This window comes from Aliigemmobacter aestuarii (assembly GCF_004799285.1).
Classification (GTDB): Bacteria; Pseudomonadota; Alphaproteobacteria; order Rhodobacterales; family Rhodobacteraceae; genus Aliigemmobacter; species Aliigemmobacter aestuarii.
Genome location: NZ_SSND01000002.1, coordinates 265,983 through 281,782, shown reverse-complemented (window position 1 = coordinate 281,782; position 15,800 = coordinate 265,983). Strand labels below are relative to the sequence as shown.

The following is a 15,800-nucleotide window of genomic DNA, read 5'->3' as shown; positions in this document are numbered from 1 at the left end:
GGGCCTCTTCGCCTCAGGGTTGTTCTGCGCCGAAATGCGGCAGCAATGGGGCGAGGATCAGGCGAAAAAAATCATGATGAAGGCAGAATTGTGCCGCCGCGGGCCCTGGCCGCTGTCGCCAAGGGGGGAAGAGACCGGGTAAAATATCCTTGGGGGCGCTGCATGAAAGTGTAAGCCATGTATTGCTGGTTTCCGGGGATTTCCCGGTTGTTTTGTTCCTGGGCAGAAGACGCCGCCGCAATGACACCTTCCGTAACTGTTGCCGGGTGATTGACAATGACGATCACCTATCCCGATTTCGGAGCGTCTGAACCTGCTGCGTCCGAGCATGTGGCAACGATTGCCGTTCCGGTGGCGACCCGTGCCCTTCCCCCCTCGGGCGGGATCTACGGGCGGTTCTTCAAGCGTTTTCTTGACGTGTCCGTCATTCTTCTTGCCACGCCGTTCATCCTGCCGATGGTCCTGCTCTTGGTGGCGACGGTCGCGCGCGACGGTGGGCGCCCGTTCTATACCCAGTTGCGGGTGGGCCGGCATGGCCGGGCCTTCCGGATGTGGAAGCTGCGCACGATGGTCACGGATGCCGACGAGCGCCTGGAACTCTATCTTCAGTCCAACCCCCATGCGCGGGCGGAATGGGATGAGACCCAGAAGCTGAAATGCGATCCGCGGATCACGCCCGTGGGCCGGTTCCTGCGCCGTGCCTCGCTGGATGAGCTGCCGCAGCTGTGGAACGTTCTGGTGGGCGACATGAGCCTCGTAGGCCCGCGCCCTATGATGCTGAACCAGCAGGCGCTGTATCCCGGCCAGTCCTATTTCCAGTTGCGTCCGGGCATCACAGGGTATTGGCAGACCGCCGGGCGGAACAAGACGACGTTCGAGGCCCGCGTCGGGTTCGATGACGACTATGCGCGCGATGTTTCGCTGATGACCGACCTGCGCGTGCTGATGCGCACTGTCGGCGTCGTGATGAAATGCACCGGATACTGAACCGGGCGCAGCAGGCTTGATCCGGAAACAGAAAAACCCGCCCGGTCCGGGCGGGTTTTGTCATGGTTGGCGGCTGCTTCCATAGCGTCGCCCGGCCCGGGTGGGTAATCCTTTCCGGCGGAAACGGCGCCAAAGCCGCACGCCCCGCACCCCTCGCGCGGGCCCTTTGGCCGATCAGGCCATCGCCGCCGCTGCAGCCAGCAGGAACAGCGCCGCGCCGCCCAGAAAGACCACGGGTTTCGGGGCATCCCGCACCGCTTCGGCCAGTTTCGGGCCCACCGTCTGCAGCCTGGGCCACCGTTTGCCCGAGTTGCGGAAGGGAATCTCAGGGATTGCCACAACCGGCCGCAGATCCAGTTCGCGTTCCATCTGGGCCGAAGTGCGGATCGCGGGATAGACCAGATCCAGAAGGAAGGCGAGGCCAAGTGCCAGGCCGGCGCTGGCGATGGCGCCCAGAACGGCAACCTTCTTGCCCCCGCCGCCGGACGCGAATTCGGGGATGATCGCGCGTTCCAGAAGGGTGAAATGTTCGCCCTGCTGCAACTCTTCAAGCCTGAGGTTGCTTTCGGCCTCGGCCAGCCGGGCCGTCACCACATCGGATTGCGCGCGCAACTGGGTCAGCTGGCGTTCGAAACCGGCCAGTTCCTGTTCCACAGAGGGTTGTCGCGCAAGATTGGCGTTCAGGGCATCGCGTTGCGCCAGCAGCGCGTCCCGCTGCGTATCCAAGACCGCCGTTGCGGAGGCAATCTCTTCCAGGCGGCGCCGGTCGGTTTCGCGCAGGGTCTGCTTGCGTTCGATGGCGGTTCTTTCGCCTTCCAGTGCCGCGCGGGACTGATCCAGTTCGCGCAGATCGGCCGCAAGGTCGGTCAGGGCAGATCGGCTGCTTTCCGCAGACCCAGGCAGCGCCTCGGCGTTGCTGTTGCGGACGTCGGCGATCTGCGCTTCAAGCGCGGCCATCTGATCACGGATGCGTCGGTCTTCGCCGACATAGAACCGGTAGGTTTCCTGGGCGCGGCTGGCCTGCCGGGCGCTGGACATGTCCAGCACGCCCTGCGCCAGATCGTTGGCCACGCGCGCGGCCTTGTCGCCGTCCCCCAGCCGCGCGGTGATAATCAGTGCCGATACACGTTGCGCGCCAAATCCCGGCTGATCGGCGGAGGCCACGCTTTGAAAGCCGATCGAGGCGCGCAACGCGGCCACCTTCTGATCGACGCTCAGGCCGGGCGCCTCGCTGAAAAGGCTGTGGCGTTCGATCATCGCGATCAGGTTCTCGCGCGTGGTCAGGCGTTGTTCGATCATCTGAAGCGTCTGTGCGGCGCGCGCACCGACGGCCGCGGCATCCTCGACCCCCACGATCGGGGTCTGGACCTGAATCACGGCGCCCGTCTCGTAGACCTTCGGTCGGCTGAGGCCCGCAATGACCGAAAGGATCATGCCGACCACGATCACCGCCGCAATCAGCCAGCGGCGGCGAAAAACCAAACCCAACAAATCGTCAATCGTCTGTATCGGCCCCATGCCGGTCTTCCCGTCCGCTCTGCCTCTTGTGTGCCGTCCGACGTGCGGCGGCCTTATCGTGTACCATACCGATAGCGGGCGGCGTTGCGATCCTGCGCGCGGTTCAGAACCACGCCAAGGATTGGCATCCTCCCCTCGAACAGGCGTTCGCAGCGGCGGATGTCTTCTGCCGTCGTCATCGTGCCATCGGTCACCAGCAGAATGGCATCCAACTGCGGCAACATTGCGATCACGTCGTCATTTCCAAGGGCATGCGGCAGGTCACAGACGACCATGTCGGGATCAAGATGTTCCATCATCGCCGCCAGTGTCTCGCCGGTGAAGGGCGATAGCAGCAGTTCCGATGCACCCTCGACCGGCTGATCGTTCAGCGCCAGCGCAAGATTGCGGCCATGCACCCGGAAATGCGATTCCAGCGGCTGTTCGCCAGTCAGGTAATCGCGCATGGGGCCAGGGGATTTCACGCCCAGCATCCGCGACAGGACGGGATTGCGAAGTTCCATGTCCATCAGAACCGACCGTGTCGCAGGAAGGCGGCCAAGGCTCAGTGCCAGATTGGCGGCGACAAAGCTTTTTCCGCAGCCATGCGTGGGCGAGGTCACACCGATCCGCCGCCAGCGGCGTTCCTCCAGCGCCTGCATCGCGCGGGTGCGCAGGATGTCGAAATAGGTGGATACGCCGTGCTTGTCCGGCGTTGGAAACAAACCGTTTCCAGCCAGATGATCGGGGTTCAGCGTGACGGGCGTCAGCGATTCCCACACCCGGTCGGGGCGTGGCCGCAACACCGGCAGCGGTGAAACGATCATCCCGCGAGCCTTCGCCAGATCAAGGCCGGTGCCGGGCTGGTCGGATCCTCGCCCCGGACGAAACACCGAGAAAACGCCCCGCCCTTCCTGTCCCGGCGGGGTGGATTTCTTGTCAGGGCGGCTGTCCGTCATCGTGTAGTGCCCTGCATCGGAAGTATTTTCCGCCCCGGAAATCAATAGGTTGCGCTGGTTCATGCGACCATCCGGCTCCTGCTGCGGCGCAACCCCTCGGGGCTGCGTCAACCATTACACACGTAACCCGCCATGCAGCAGGCAAAGAACCGGTTTTCCCCTTCCGGGCTGCGGAAACACGATCATCCGCACCCCTTTCAGAATCGTCCGGACCCCCGCCCAGCCGTTTGATGATTAACAGAAATTCGGTGGAAATGAAAGCGTCACGGTGCCTTGGTAAAGCCGTGGAATCCCCCCCTTGATCGGCTTAAGGTAAGGCGTGATCGGCGGGTGAAGGTGGGCGGGGCGTGCAGGAAGGTCGGGTCGTCGCGGTTGTGATCGGGCGCAATGAGGGCGCCCGCCTTGTCGCCTGTCTGGCCTCGCTGGCCGGGCAGGTCGACCGCGTGATCTATGTGGACAGTGGGTCGACGGACGACAGCCACGCCGCCGCCGCGGCCGCCGGGGCCGAGGTTGTGCCGCTTGACCTGTCGCGCCCCTTCACCGCCGCGCGCGCCCGCAACGCCGGTCTGGCGCGCGCGGGCGATGCTGCCTTCGTGCAGTTCGTCGATGGCGATTGCGAGGTCCGGCCCGGCTGGATCGCCGTCGCGCTGGCCCATATGCGGGCGCATCCCGGGGCGGTCGTCGTCTGCGGTCGCAGGCGCGAAAGGCAACCCGAGGCATCGGTCTACAACCGGCTGTGCGACCGCGAATGGGACACGCCCCTGGGGCTGGCCACGGCCTGCGGCGGCGATGCGCTGATGCGGGTTGCCGCAGTGCGCGCCGTCGGTGGCTTTCGCGATACCCTGATCGCGGGGGAAGAGCCGGAACTTTGCCTGCGGCTTCGTCGCGCGGGTGGCGAGGTCTGGCGCATCGATGCCGAGATGACGCTGCATGACGCGGCGATGGTTCGGTTTTCGCAATGGTGGCGCAGAACGCGCCGCGCCGGTCATGCCTTTGCCGAGGGTGCCGCACTGCATGGCGCGGGCCCGGAACGGCACTGGGTGCGGGAAACCCGCCGTGCGATCCTGTGGGGGATGGCCGTTCCGGCGATCGGGCTTGCGGGGGCGCTGGTCTGGCCCCCGGCGGCGGCGTTTCCGCTGCTGGCCTGGGGGGCGCAGTTCCTGCGCCTGATGCCCCGGATGGGGGCCGAGGCCGCCTTCTTCACGGTTCTCGGCAAGCTGCCCGAGGCGCTAGGCGTGGCCGAGTTCCACCTGCGCCGCCTTGCCGGTCGCCGGGCCGGGCTGATCGAATACAAGTGATCCGGCTACAGTTGATCACCGCGTCCGGCGCCTGAGGGCCAGCGCCGCAGCGGCCTGACCGGGCAGGATCGCGGCGCAGGCGGCATAGCGCGACACCAGACGGCGCGGCGCCGACAGCATGCGCCAGGCCCATTCCATCGCGATCCGCCGCACCCATTGGGGCGCGCGCTGCTGCGATCCGGCCAGGAAATCCAGCCCCGCCCCGATCGAGGCAAAGCCCGTGGCCGGTGCAAGGCTGCGTCCGCGCGCGGCCAGTGCCTCCTGCCGGGGCGCGCCAAGGGCCAGAAAGCACAGCCCCACGTCGCGCGCGGCCAGATCGGAAAGGATGGCCGCCGCCGGTTCCCCGTCAGGGTCGAAGCCCATCGGCGGGGCAATGGTGGCGACGATGGACAGGCCGGGCGCCTCGTACCGCAACCGGGCGGCGGCGGCATCGAGGGCGGCATCGGTGGTGCCCACCAGCGCAACCCGGATCCCCGTCTCGGCGGCCAGCCGCGCCAGCGGGATCACCAGATCCGAGCCGGGCACAAGCGAGACGGGCCGCCTGGCCAGTCGCGACAGCCAGACGATGGGGTTGCCGTCGGCACAGACCAGATCCTGCGCGGCATAGGCCTGCCGGAAGGCGGGCGAACGGGCCAGCTTCACCAGATGGTCAAGGTTGATCGTGGCCAGCGCAAATCCCTGCCGGCGCTCGAAACGGTCGCGCACGGCGGTCAGCACGGACTGCCTGTCGGGCAGGTTCACCCCTATCCGGGCCGTATCGAACTGGAACTCCACCGTGCCATCCCGCCTTGTCACACACCGCCTGCGTGATAGCACAGAAGAACCGCAAACGCGATCACCGCAGGCGTCGCGTCGCGCGGCGACACTGTGTTGCCACAGGGGAAACGGAACGGGCCGCGCGGCCATTGCCAGAACAGGATGGTTCGGCTAGCGCAGGCGCGATGAGCCCCGCCCGACCGACATACCGCACCGCGATGGACCTGGCCCGCTTCCTTGCCGCCTTCGGCGTGGTCGCGGCCCATGCCTATGCCTCCGAGCGTGACTGGATCGGGCATCTGGCGTTGGGGCTGTTTCTTGTCCTGACGGCGTTCCTTGCGGTGCAGTCGATGGACCGGGCCGGGGGGCGCTATCCCTGGCTTGCGCGCGCGCGGCGGCTTGTCCTTCCGTGGCTGTTCTGGTCGGCGGTGTTCCGTGTGGTGTTTCTGGTCGTGGCGGACGGGCCGGAAAAATGGGCGATCCTTTCCGATCCCTGGACGCTTCTGATCGGGTCGTCGATCCACCTGTGGTTCCTGCCCTTCGTCATGCTGGCGATGGTGATGGTCGAACCCTCGGGGCGGTGGATCACCTCGGACGAGCGGGTCCGGCTGGCAAGCGTCTTCCTTGTCCTTGTCACGGTGCCGCTGTTCGCGCTGCACCATTTCGCGCCGATGCCCGAACCGCTGCCGCAATGGGCCTTCGGCTTTCCGGTCTATGCCTATGGCCTGATCATCGGGCATGCGCACCGGATCGGGCGCGTGGGCTGGCCGGTCGCGGCGATGGCGTTGCTGTCGGCCGCGGGTTTCGCGCTGACGGGCGAACCCTGGGCGCTGATGCCGATCGTGGCCGCACTGGCGTTTGAGGCGTTCTGGCGCGCGCCCGTCACGGCGGGATGGATGAAGCCGCTGGGGGCTGCCGCGTTTGGCATCTATCTTGTGCATCCGTTCTTCATGCTGGTCTGCTACAAGTTCCTCGGAGCGGATGTGAACCGCCTGCTGGCCACGGTGCTGACCTTCCTGATGTCCTGGGCCGCGGCCGAAATCTTGCGCCGCCTGCCTGTCCTGCGGACCCTGGTCTGACCCGGAAACCCCCGAAAATTGCCGCAATCTCCGGATTATGCTAGGTCTCGCGCGCGCCTGATCGGGCGCGCCTGTCCATGACGGTTCCGAAGCGTGCAAGTATCGCCGAACGCCCTTGCCTGGTTGATGCTGATGGTCTGGCCCCTGGTGGCCCTGGCCCTTTTTCAGCGCACCAGCGCGGATCGCGCGCTGATCTGGACCATCCTCGGCGGTTATCTTGTGCTGCCACCGCTGGCCGCGATCAACCTGCCGGTGGTTCCCGACCTGACCAAGGACAGCATCCCGGCCCTGGCCGCCGCCGCCATCGTTTTCTTCTACCTCAAGGGGCGGTTTTCCTTGCTTCCGCAAAGCTGGATCGGGCGGGGTCTGATGGCGCTTTTCGTGCTGGGCCCCTTTGCCACGGTGCTGACCAACGCCGATCCGGTGCCGAAGGTGGACGGCGACCTGCAGGGAATGCGGATCTATGATTCCGTCGCCTCGGTCGCGAACCAGTTCATTGCCCTCTTGCCCTTCTTCCTTGCGCGTAAATACCTCGCCACACCCGAGGCGATGCGGCATCTGCTGGTCGCGCTGGTGTTGGCGGGGCTGGTCTATTCCCTGCCGATGCTGGTCGAGATCCGGCTGTCGCCGCAGATGAACGTCTGGGTCTATGGCTATTTCCAGCACGATTTCTTCCAGACGATCCGCTTTGGCGGCTATCGCCCGGTGGTCTTCCTGCCGCATGGCCTGTGGGTGGCGCTGTTCACTCTGATGACGGTCACGGCTGCGGCGGTTCTGCTGCGTGACGTGCCGGTTGGCGAAAGGCCCAGGTATTTCGCCGCCCTCCTTTACCTCTCCGCCGTGCTGATCCTGTGCAAGAGCCTTGGGGCGCTGATCTTTGCCGTGGCGCTTGTGCCGCTTGCCTATCTTCTGCGGCCCCGCGCGCAGGTGCTGACGGCGGCGGTTCTGGCGGTGATGGTGGTGGCCTATCCGATCCTGCGCGGCGCGCATCTGGTGCCGCTGGATGACATCCTTCGCTTTGCCGAAGGCATCAGCGCCGAACGGGCCCATTCGCTGGCCTTCCGGATCGGGAACGAAGAGGCGCTCCTGGACAAGGCCGCCGAACGGATCTGGTTCGGATGGGGCGGATACGGGCGGAACCTGCTTTATGATCCGCTGACCGGGGCCGGAAGATCGATCGCCGACGGTGCCTGGATCATCACCATGGGGATCTATGGCTGGAGCGGTTACATCGCCCAGTTCGGCCTTCTGGCGCTTCCGCTTTTCCTGATGGGGCGCGAGGCGATTGCCGGGCGCGACATCCGCCCCCTGTCGCCCTATGCCGGGGCGGTCGCGCTGCTTCTGGCGTTCAACATGCTCGACATGCTGCCGAACGCCACGCTGATCCCGCTGACCTGGCTGATGGCCGGGGCCTTGATCGGCCATGCCGAGGCGCTGGCTGAGGAACGCCGCGCGCATCACTGGTTGCAGCGCAAGGCGGTGGTGCGGCGCAGGCCGTCGCGCACGGTGATCTGATCCATGGTCCTGAAGGTCGATATCGGCGTCTTCGCGCATGACGAGGTGCAGGGCATCGCGGCGATGGTCGCGGAACTGGGGCGGCAGGACATCCTTCTGGCGCCCGACATCGCCGCGCGTGTGCTGATCTTGGCCAATGGCTGCACCGATGGCACCGCGGCGGCGGCCGAACGCGCCAGCGCCGCGATCGGCGGCCGGATCGAGGTGGTCGACCTGCCCGAAGGCGGCAAGTCGCGAACCTGGAACCGGTTTGTCCATGACCTGAGCCGCAGCGATGCCGATATCCTGATCTTTTGCGACGCCGATATCGAACTGCCGGAACCCGACAGCCTGTCGCGTCTTGTGCGCGGGCTGGCGGCGCGGCCGTCGCTCTGGGCGTTCAACAGTCGTCCGGTGAAGGACCTTGTGCACCGCCCGGAAGGCCTGTCGCGGCTTGACCGGCTGATCGCGGCCTCGTCGGGGATGCTGGACGACTGGAAGACGGCGATCTGCGGCCAGCTTTACGCGATGCGCGCGGACAGCGCCCGCAGCCTGCATCTGCCCATCGGCCTGCCGGTCGAGGACGGGTTTTTGCGTGCGATGATCCTGACCGATGCCCTGACCGCGCCCGAAGACACCGGGCTGATCGACGGCGGCACCGTGTGGCATGTCTATGCCTCGGAACGGTCCATCGGTGCGCTGATCCGGCACCAGACACGGATTGTCATCGGCTCGGCCGTCAATGCGGCCTGCTTCGCGCATCTGCGGGATTTGCCAAGGCGCGCGCGCCGTCCGGAACTGACCCGCGCCGCCGGGGATGAAGAGTGGTTGCGCCGGGTCATCCGGCAGCGTCTGCCAGCCCTGCCCTGGGGCTATGTGCCGGCGCATTTCCTGTTCAAGCGGCTGGCCCGGCTGGTACAGAACCCGCGCGACCTGCTGCGCCCGCGTCGGCTTTTCGTGGCGATCGCAGGTTTCGGCTTTGATCTGATTGTTTATCTGAACGCACAAATCCGGATGGCGCGGGGCGTGGGGGCAGGGCATTGGTAGGCGGATCTGCCACAATCCCCCGGCAACTCCGGCCTTGCTGTGTCGGCCGCGCGGCATTGTTTCCGATGGGTGCAAGATCGGTAAGGACGCCCGGCAAGGGTATCGCCAACCCCCGCTTTGCGATACTCTTTCCGAGGTGTGAGATGTGGTGAAATTCCCCCCTGAAAATTGGGGGATGGGTCCCCTTATGGGGTGTGTGGATCGGTGAACCGGGTGACGGCAGGCATGAACGAGGCGACAGGAGTGGCTGACACCGACATTGCGATTGTCGGGATGGCCGCGCATTTGCCGGGCGCATCAAGTGTTGCAGAATACTGGGCCAATCTTGCCGCGGGCGTGGAAAGCATCCGCCACCTGTCCGAAGCCGACCTGCTGGCGAATGGTGAAGACGCGGCCCGCATGCGGCACCGCAACTATGTGCCCGCCGCCGCCGTGCTGGACCGGTTCGAACATTTCGATGCAGAGTTCTTCGGCTTTTCCCCGAAGGAGGCCGCGATCCTTGACCCGCAGCACCGTCAGTTCCTGGAAGTGGCCTGGGAAGCGCTGGAAGACGCGGGCCACCCGCCGGAATCCTTCCCCGGTGCGATCGGCGTCTACGCCGGTTGCGGCATGGGCAGCTATTTCTACTTCAACCTCTGTTCGAACCGCGATCTGGTCGACAGCACGGGGATGTTCCTGCTGCGCCACACGGGCAACGACAAGGATTTCCTTTCGACCCGCGTCAGCCACATCTTCGACCTGAAGGGGCCCAGCCTCAACATCCAGACCGCCTGTTCCACCTCGCTGGTCGCCGTGCATTACGCGGCACAGGCACTGCTGAATGGCGAATGCGACATGGCGCTGGCGGGCGGTGTGACGATTGAGCTGCCGCACGGGCGGGGCTATGTCTTCCACGAGGGCGAGATCCTTTCGCCCGACGGGCATTGCCACGCTTTCGATCATCGCGCGCAGGGGACGGTCTTTGGTTCCGGTGCGGGCTGTGTGGTGCTGCGCCGGGCGAAGGACGCGATCCGCGACGGCGATCACATCTGGGCCATCCTGAAGGGATCGGCCGTCAACAATGACGGGGCGGCCAAGGCGGGCTATCTGGCGCCTTCGGTCGACGGGCAGGCGCGCTGCGTGGCCGAGGCGCAGGCGATTTCCGGCGTCACCGGCGATGATGTCTCGTACGTCGAATGCCACGGCACCGGCACCTATCTGGGCGACCCGATCGAGGTGGCCGCCCTGACGGCGGCCTTCCGCGAGACGGGGCAGGACACGGGGCATTGCCGCATCGGTTCGGTCAAGACGAACATCGGCCATCTGGACACGGCGGCGGGTGTGGCGAGCCTGATCAAGGTGGCGTTGTCGCTGCATCATCGCCAACTGCCGCCCAGTCTGGGGTATGAGGCGCCGAACCCCGCGATTGATTTCGAAACCTCGCCCTTCCGGGTGAATGACCGGCTGACCGACTGGCAGGCGCCGGGGCGGCGCATCGCCGGGGTGAACAGCCTTGGGGTGGGCGGCACGAACGCCCACGCCGTTCTTGCCGAGGCCCCGGCGCGCGAGGCATCCGAAGAAAGCCTGTTCCCGTTCCAGCCGCTGGTCATTTCGGCCCGGTCGAAACCGGCGCTGGACGAGGCCGCGAAACGGCTGGCCGCGCATCTGCGCGCCCATCCCGAACAGCCGCTGGCCGATGTCGCCTATACGCTGAAGGAAGGCCGCCGCGCCTTTGACAAGCGCCGGGTCATCGTGGCCGCCAGCCATGACGAGGCCGCCGCCCTCCTGGAAGGCGCCGATCCGCGCCGCGTGTTCAACCATGACCATCTGGGCGACGCGCCCGAGGTGGTGTTCATGTTCCCGGGCGGGGGCGCGCAATACGCGGGCATGGCGCGCGACCTTTACGACACCGAACCCGATTTCCGCGACTGGATGGATCGGGGCCTCGCGATCCTGCAACCGAAGCTGGATTACGACATCCGGGCGCTCTGGCTGCCCGAACCGGGGGCCGAGGCGCAGGCGAACGAACGGCTGAAAAAGCCCTCGGTCCAGTTGCCACTGATCATGATCACCGAATATGCGCTGGCGAAGATGTACGAAGGCTGGGGCATCACCCCCGCCGCGCTGATCGGTCATTCGATGGGCGAAAACACCGCCGCCTGCCTTGCTGGCGTGATCGGCTTCGAGGATTGCATCGGCCTTGTGCATCTGCGCGGGCGACTGTTCGACACGGTGCCGGCGGGGGGGATGGTTTCGGTTCCGCTGGATGAGGCGGCGCTTGCGGCCTACCTGACGGATGATCTTGACCTTGCCTCGGTCAATGCGCCGGGTCTGTGTGTCGTGTCCGGCCCCGATGCGGCGCTGGACGGGCTGGTGAGGCGGCTGGCGGACGCGGGCATCGAGACGCAGCGCATCCAGATCGACATCGCCGCCCATTCCCGCATGCTTGACCCGATCCTGACGGAATTCGGCGATTACCTGCGGTCGATCCGTCTGAATCCGCCCGCGCTGCCCATCGTGTCGAACCGCACGGGCCTTCCGCTGACCGACGATCAGGCGACCGACCCTGAATATTGGGTCGCGCATCTGCGCAACACCGTTCTTTTCCAGGCCGGCATGGCATGGCTGACCGCCGCGCCCGGACGGGTCTACATGGAAATGGGGCCGGGGCGCGCGCTGTCGTCGCTGGCGCAGGCCAATGGCGTGCCTGCAGGTGCGGTCATTCCGGCGCTGCGCCACCCCGAACAGGCGATGGCCGATGACGCCTGGCACATCGGCACCGTCGCGCGGGCCTGGGCCTGTGGCGTGGCGGTCGACTGGGACATGATCTGGGCCGGCGCACGGCGCAACCGCGTGCCGCTGCCCACCTATGCGTTCCAGCGCAAGCCCTATTTCATCGAACCGGCCCGGACCGTGGTCGAAACGGCAGCCCCCCTGCCGATGCGGGCCGAGGATATCGGGCACTGGGGATGGCAGACGCACTGGCGCCCGCGCGCGGCCGATTGCGAGATCGACATCGACGCCGGGATCGAGGGCGCGCCGCCCCACAGCTGGCTGGTCTTCGCCGACGAGGCGGGGCTTGCCCGGCAGGTTGTCGACAGGCTGCGCGCCGCCGGACAATCGGTCGTGACCGTGCGCGCGGGCGATGCCTTTGCCCCCGATGGCGAGGGTGGCTACTGGCTCAACCCCGAACGCGGGCGCGAGGGATATGACGCGCTGATCCGCGAACTTGTGGCGCATGGCCGTGCGCCAGACCGGATCGCGCATTTCTGGCTGGTGACAGGGGACGAGACGTTCCGCCCCGGATCAAGCTTCCTGCATCGCAACATGGAACAGGGTTTTTACAGCCTGATGTTCCTCGCCCAGGCGATGACCGAGGAAAACCTGCCGCGTCCGATCCACATCACGGTGGTCATGAATGGCGCGGCACAGGTCCGGGCCGAGCCGCTGCCCTATCCCGAAAAGGCGACGGTTGCGGGACCGGCCCGCGTCATCCCGCGCGAATTGCCGGGCGTGACCTGCGCGACGCTGGATGTGGAACTGCCGCCACGACCGTCCCGGCGCGGGGCCAAGGGCGATCCGGCGGCGCTGTCGGCCCTGGCCGGGCGCGTGCTGGAGGACCTGCTGGCCGAACCTGCAAACGGGGTGGCCGCACTGCGCGGATCGCGCCGTCTGGAACAGGCGATCCGGCCCCTGGCCCTGCCTGCGGCCGATGCTTTTGACCTGCCCCTTGGCGCCCCCGTCCTGATCACCGGCGGTTTCGGTGGCATCGGCCTGACGCTGGCCGAGGATCTGATTGGCCGGTTCGGCGCGCGGATTGCCCTGATCACGCGGCGGGCCCTGCCGGATCGTGCTGGCTGGGACGGATGGCTTGGCGCGCATGGCCCCGACGATCCGGTGTCGCGGCGGATACAGGCGCTGCGCCGGCTGGAAGCCCTGGGCGGGTCCGTGGCCGTCTTTGCCGCCGATGTCTGCAACCTGTCCGACATGCAGGCGGCCGTGACCGCGGCCGAGGCCGAATTCGGCCCGATGCGGATGGTCGTGCATGCCGCGGGCGTGGTCGACGACGCGCCGCTGCTGGCCAAGACCCCGGCGGCGGTCGAAGAGGTTCTGGCGCCCAAGCTGCACGGGTTGAAAGTGCTGGAACAGCTCTTCCCCGACGGGCGGCTGGACCGTCTGGTGGTGTTTTCCTCGACCTCCACGGTCACGGCCCCGGCGGGTCAGATCGACTATGTCGCGGCGAACGAATACCTCAATGCCTGGGCACGGTCGCGCGCCGGGGGCAAGACGAAGGTGACGGCGCTGAACTGGGGGATCTGGGCCGATGTCGGCATGGCGGCCGAGGCGCTGGCCGACCGCACCGGCAGCCGCCCGCCCGCGCCGCGCCTGCCGCTGGGTCTGCCGATGCTGGACGAGGCGACGTTCGACCGGCAGGGGAACCGGCTGTATCTGGCCACCCTGGGCACTGATCGGTGGATCCTCGACGGCCACCGGACGAAGGACGGGCAGGCGCTGATCCCCGGCACGGGATATCTGGAAATCCTCGCCGAGGCGGCGGAACACGAGGGCATGGCCGCCTTCGAGATCCGCGACCTGATGTTCTTCCGGCCCTTCGACGTGACCGATGGCACGGCGCGCGTGCTGCGCCTGAAACTGGCCCGCAGCGACGAGGGTTTCCTTGCCGAGGCGCGTGGCAGCCTTCCCCATCGCGGGCGCACCGGCTTTGCGCTGAATGCGCAGGCGCGGCTTCTGCCCCTGACCGGATCCGCACCCGCCGCCCTGGACCTGCCCGAGCTTTGGGCGCGCTGCGGCCCGGCCGAGGAAGGCCGGGGGCTGGCCAGCCCGCAAGAGGCGCATCTGGCCTTCGGCGCGCGCTGGCGGGTGCTGAACCGCCGCGCCCTGGGCGTGGGCGAGGGGATCGCGCGGCTGACCCTGCCCGGCGATTTCGCGGGCGAACCGGGCGCCGGCTGGCGGATGCATCCCGCGCTTCTGGACCTGGCCACCGGTTGGGCAATGGGCCTGATCGACGGCTACCGCCCCGATCACCTCTGGGTGCCGGTGTCCTATGGACGGGTGCGGGTCTTCGCCCCGCTGCCGGGCGATATCGTCAGCTGGGTCCGCAACGCGGGCGCCAACCGTGGCGATGGCCCGGTTGCGACTTTCGACATCACGCTTTGCGCGCCCGACGGGCGGATCCTGGCTGAGATCGAGGGCTTTTCGATCCGCAGGCTGGATGGCGCGTTGCAGACCGCCGCGCCCGAGACGCGCGACCTCGAATTCGACGATCCCGATCCGGGGCGTGCCGCCTCGCCCGCCGAAGAGCGGCTTTTGCACAACCTGTCGCAAGGCATCCGCGCCGATGAGGGGCCGGTGGCCTTTGCCCGGGCGCTGGCGGCCGGGCAGGCGCAGGTGATCGTCTCCTCGATCGACCTGCCCGCGCTGGTGGCACAGGCAGCACAGACCGAGGCCCCGAAAGCCGAGGTGCAGGCCTTTGCCCGGCCGGATCTGGACAGCGCCTATGTGGAACCGCGCAACGACATCGAACGGACGCTGACCGGGTTCTGGCAGGATCTGCTGGGCGTCGGGCAGGTCGGGGTGGAGGATGACTTCTTCGCCCTTGGCGGGCACAGCCTGATCGCCGTACGGCTTTTCGCGATGGTGAAAAAGGCCTTCCGCGTGGATTTCCCGATCTCGATCCTGTTCGAGGCGCCCACGATCGCGAAATGCGCCGCCCTGATCGAGGCGCAGATCGGCCCCGTGGTTGAAGGTGCCGCACCCGCCGCGCGGACTGACGCGCCGGTGCGCCGGTTCACGCATCTGGTGCCGATGCACGAAGGCGCGGGCGGCGACCGGCAGCCCTTCTTCCTTGTGGCGGGGATGTTCGGCAATGTGCTGAACCTGCGGCACCTGGCACAGCTTCTGGGCGGAGACCGGCCGTTTTATGGGCTTCAGGCGCGGGGGCTGTTCGGCGATGCCGAACCCCACCGCCGCATCCCCGAGGCCGCCACCGACTATATCGCCGAACTGAAACAGGTGCAGCCGCGCGGCCCCTATCTTCTGGGCGGGTTCTCGGGCGGCGGGCTGACCGCCTGGGAAATGGCCCGCCAGCTTGAGGCAGATGGCGAAGAGGTATCGCTTCTGGTCCTGCTGGATACGCCGCTGCCGGTGCGCCCGGCGTTGTCGCGGCGCGACAAGGCGCTGATCAAACTGGCGGAACTGCGGCAGAAGGGCCCCGGGTATCTAGTCGAATGGGCGCGCAATCGTATCGCCTGGGAACGGCAGAAGCGCCACCGGGCGGGCGATGCCGCGCAGGCCCACGGCTTCCACAACGCCGCGATCGAGGCTGCGTTCCGCGATGCGATCGCGGTCTATGACCTGCCGACGCGGTCGGGGGCGACGGTGCTTTATCGCCCGCCGCTGGACCGGCGCTGGCAGGTGTCGGGCGGGCGTTGGGTGTCATCGGCGAAGGAATATGTGCTGGCCGACAACGACTTGACACGCCATGCGCCGGCGCTGCAGGTCGAAGAGGTGCCGGGCGACCATGACAGCATGGTGCTGGAGCCGAACGTGCGGGTGCTGGCGGCGCGGATGCGCGCGGCGATCGAGGCGGCGGAACGGGCGGCGCCTGCGGATACGGGGCCTGTCGGGGCCGCCGTGGCGATCCTGCCCGCGCGCGCCACCCTGCGCACGGCGGCGGAATGACC

9 protein-coding genes are annotated in these 15,800 nt (G+C 67.2%); 6 read left to right on the top strand and 3 right to left on the bottom strand.

Annotated elements, in window-relative coordinates; all coding sequences use genetic code 11:
* Nucleotides 1-276 precede the first annotated feature (276 nt).
* Nucleotides 277-987 carry a sugar transferase gene (locus E7811_RS10170; protein WP_136394526.1) on the top strand — a complete coding sequence of 237 codons (711 nt, stop codon included), beginning with the start codon at nt 277-279 and terminating at the stop codon, nt 985-987.
* Nucleotides 988-1,161: 174 nt separating this feature from the next.
* On the opposite strand, the gene E7811_RS10165 is transcribed toward E7811_RS10170, so the two are convergent.
* Both E7811_RS10165 and E7811_RS10160 read right to left on the bottom strand, forming a co-directional pair.
* Entirely contained in the window at nt 1,162-2,475 is a 1,314-nt protein-coding gene (locus tag E7811_RS10165) for a Wzz/FepE/Etk N-terminal domain-containing protein (protein ID WP_168732988.1), read from the bottom strand.
* 83 nt (nt 2,476-2,558) lie between these two features.
* Entirely contained in the window at nt 2,559-3,506 is a 948-nt protein-coding gene (locus tag E7811_RS10160; protein WP_136394524.1) for a CpsD/CapB family tyrosine-protein kinase, read from the bottom strand.
* Between the two features lie 284 nt (nt 3,507-3,790).
* On the opposite strand from E7811_RS10160, the gene E7811_RS10155 reads away from it, so the two are divergent.
* Nucleotides 3,791-4,741: a glycosyltransferase family 2 protein gene (locus E7811_RS10155; RefSeq protein ID WP_136394523.1), complete on the top strand. Its 951-nt coding sequence runs from the start codon at nt 3,791-3,793 to the stop codon at nt 4,739-4,741.
* Between the two features lie 15 nt (nt 4,742-4,756).
* Here E7811_RS10155 and E7811_RS10150 read toward each other — a convergent pair whose 3' ends face one another.
* Nucleotides 4,757-5,515, bottom strand: coding sequence for a WecB/TagA/CpsF family glycosyltransferase (locus tag E7811_RS10150; protein ID WP_246020383.1), 759 nt, complete (start codon nt 5,513-5,515; stop codon nt 4,757-4,759).
* 167 nt (nt 5,516-5,682) lie between these two features.
* Between E7811_RS10150 and E7811_RS10145 the strand changes: the two genes are divergently transcribed.
* The 4 genes from E7811_RS10145 to E7811_RS10130 all read left to right on the top strand — a co-directional run bounded on the left by E7811_RS10145 (nt 5,683) and on the right by E7811_RS10130 (nt 15,798).
* On the top strand, nt 5,683-6,576 hold the full coding sequence (locus E7811_RS10145; RefSeq protein WP_136394521.1) for an acyltransferase family protein: 894 nt from the start codon (nt 5,683-5,685) through the stop codon (nt 6,574-6,576).
* A 132-nt stretch (nt 6,577-6,708) separates the two neighbouring features.
* Nucleotides 6,709-8,091, top strand: a complete 1,383-nt coding sequence (locus E7811_RS10140; RefSeq protein ID WP_246020349.1) for a hypothetical protein — start codon at nt 6,709-6,711, stop codon at nt 8,089-8,091.
* A gap of 3 nt (nt 8,092-8,094) precedes the next feature.
* Nucleotides 8,095-9,117, top strand: coding sequence for a glycosyltransferase (locus E7811_RS10135; protein WP_136394519.1), 1,023 nt, complete (start codon nt 8,095-8,097; stop codon nt 9,115-9,117).
* A gap of 225 nt (nt 9,118-9,342) precedes the next feature.
* Nucleotides 9,343-15,798, top strand: coding sequence for a type I polyketide synthase (locus E7811_RS10130; protein ID WP_136394734.1), 6,456 nt, complete (start codon nt 9,343-9,345; stop codon nt 15,796-15,798).
* The last annotated feature ends 2 nt before the right edge of the window (nt 15,799-15,800 follow it).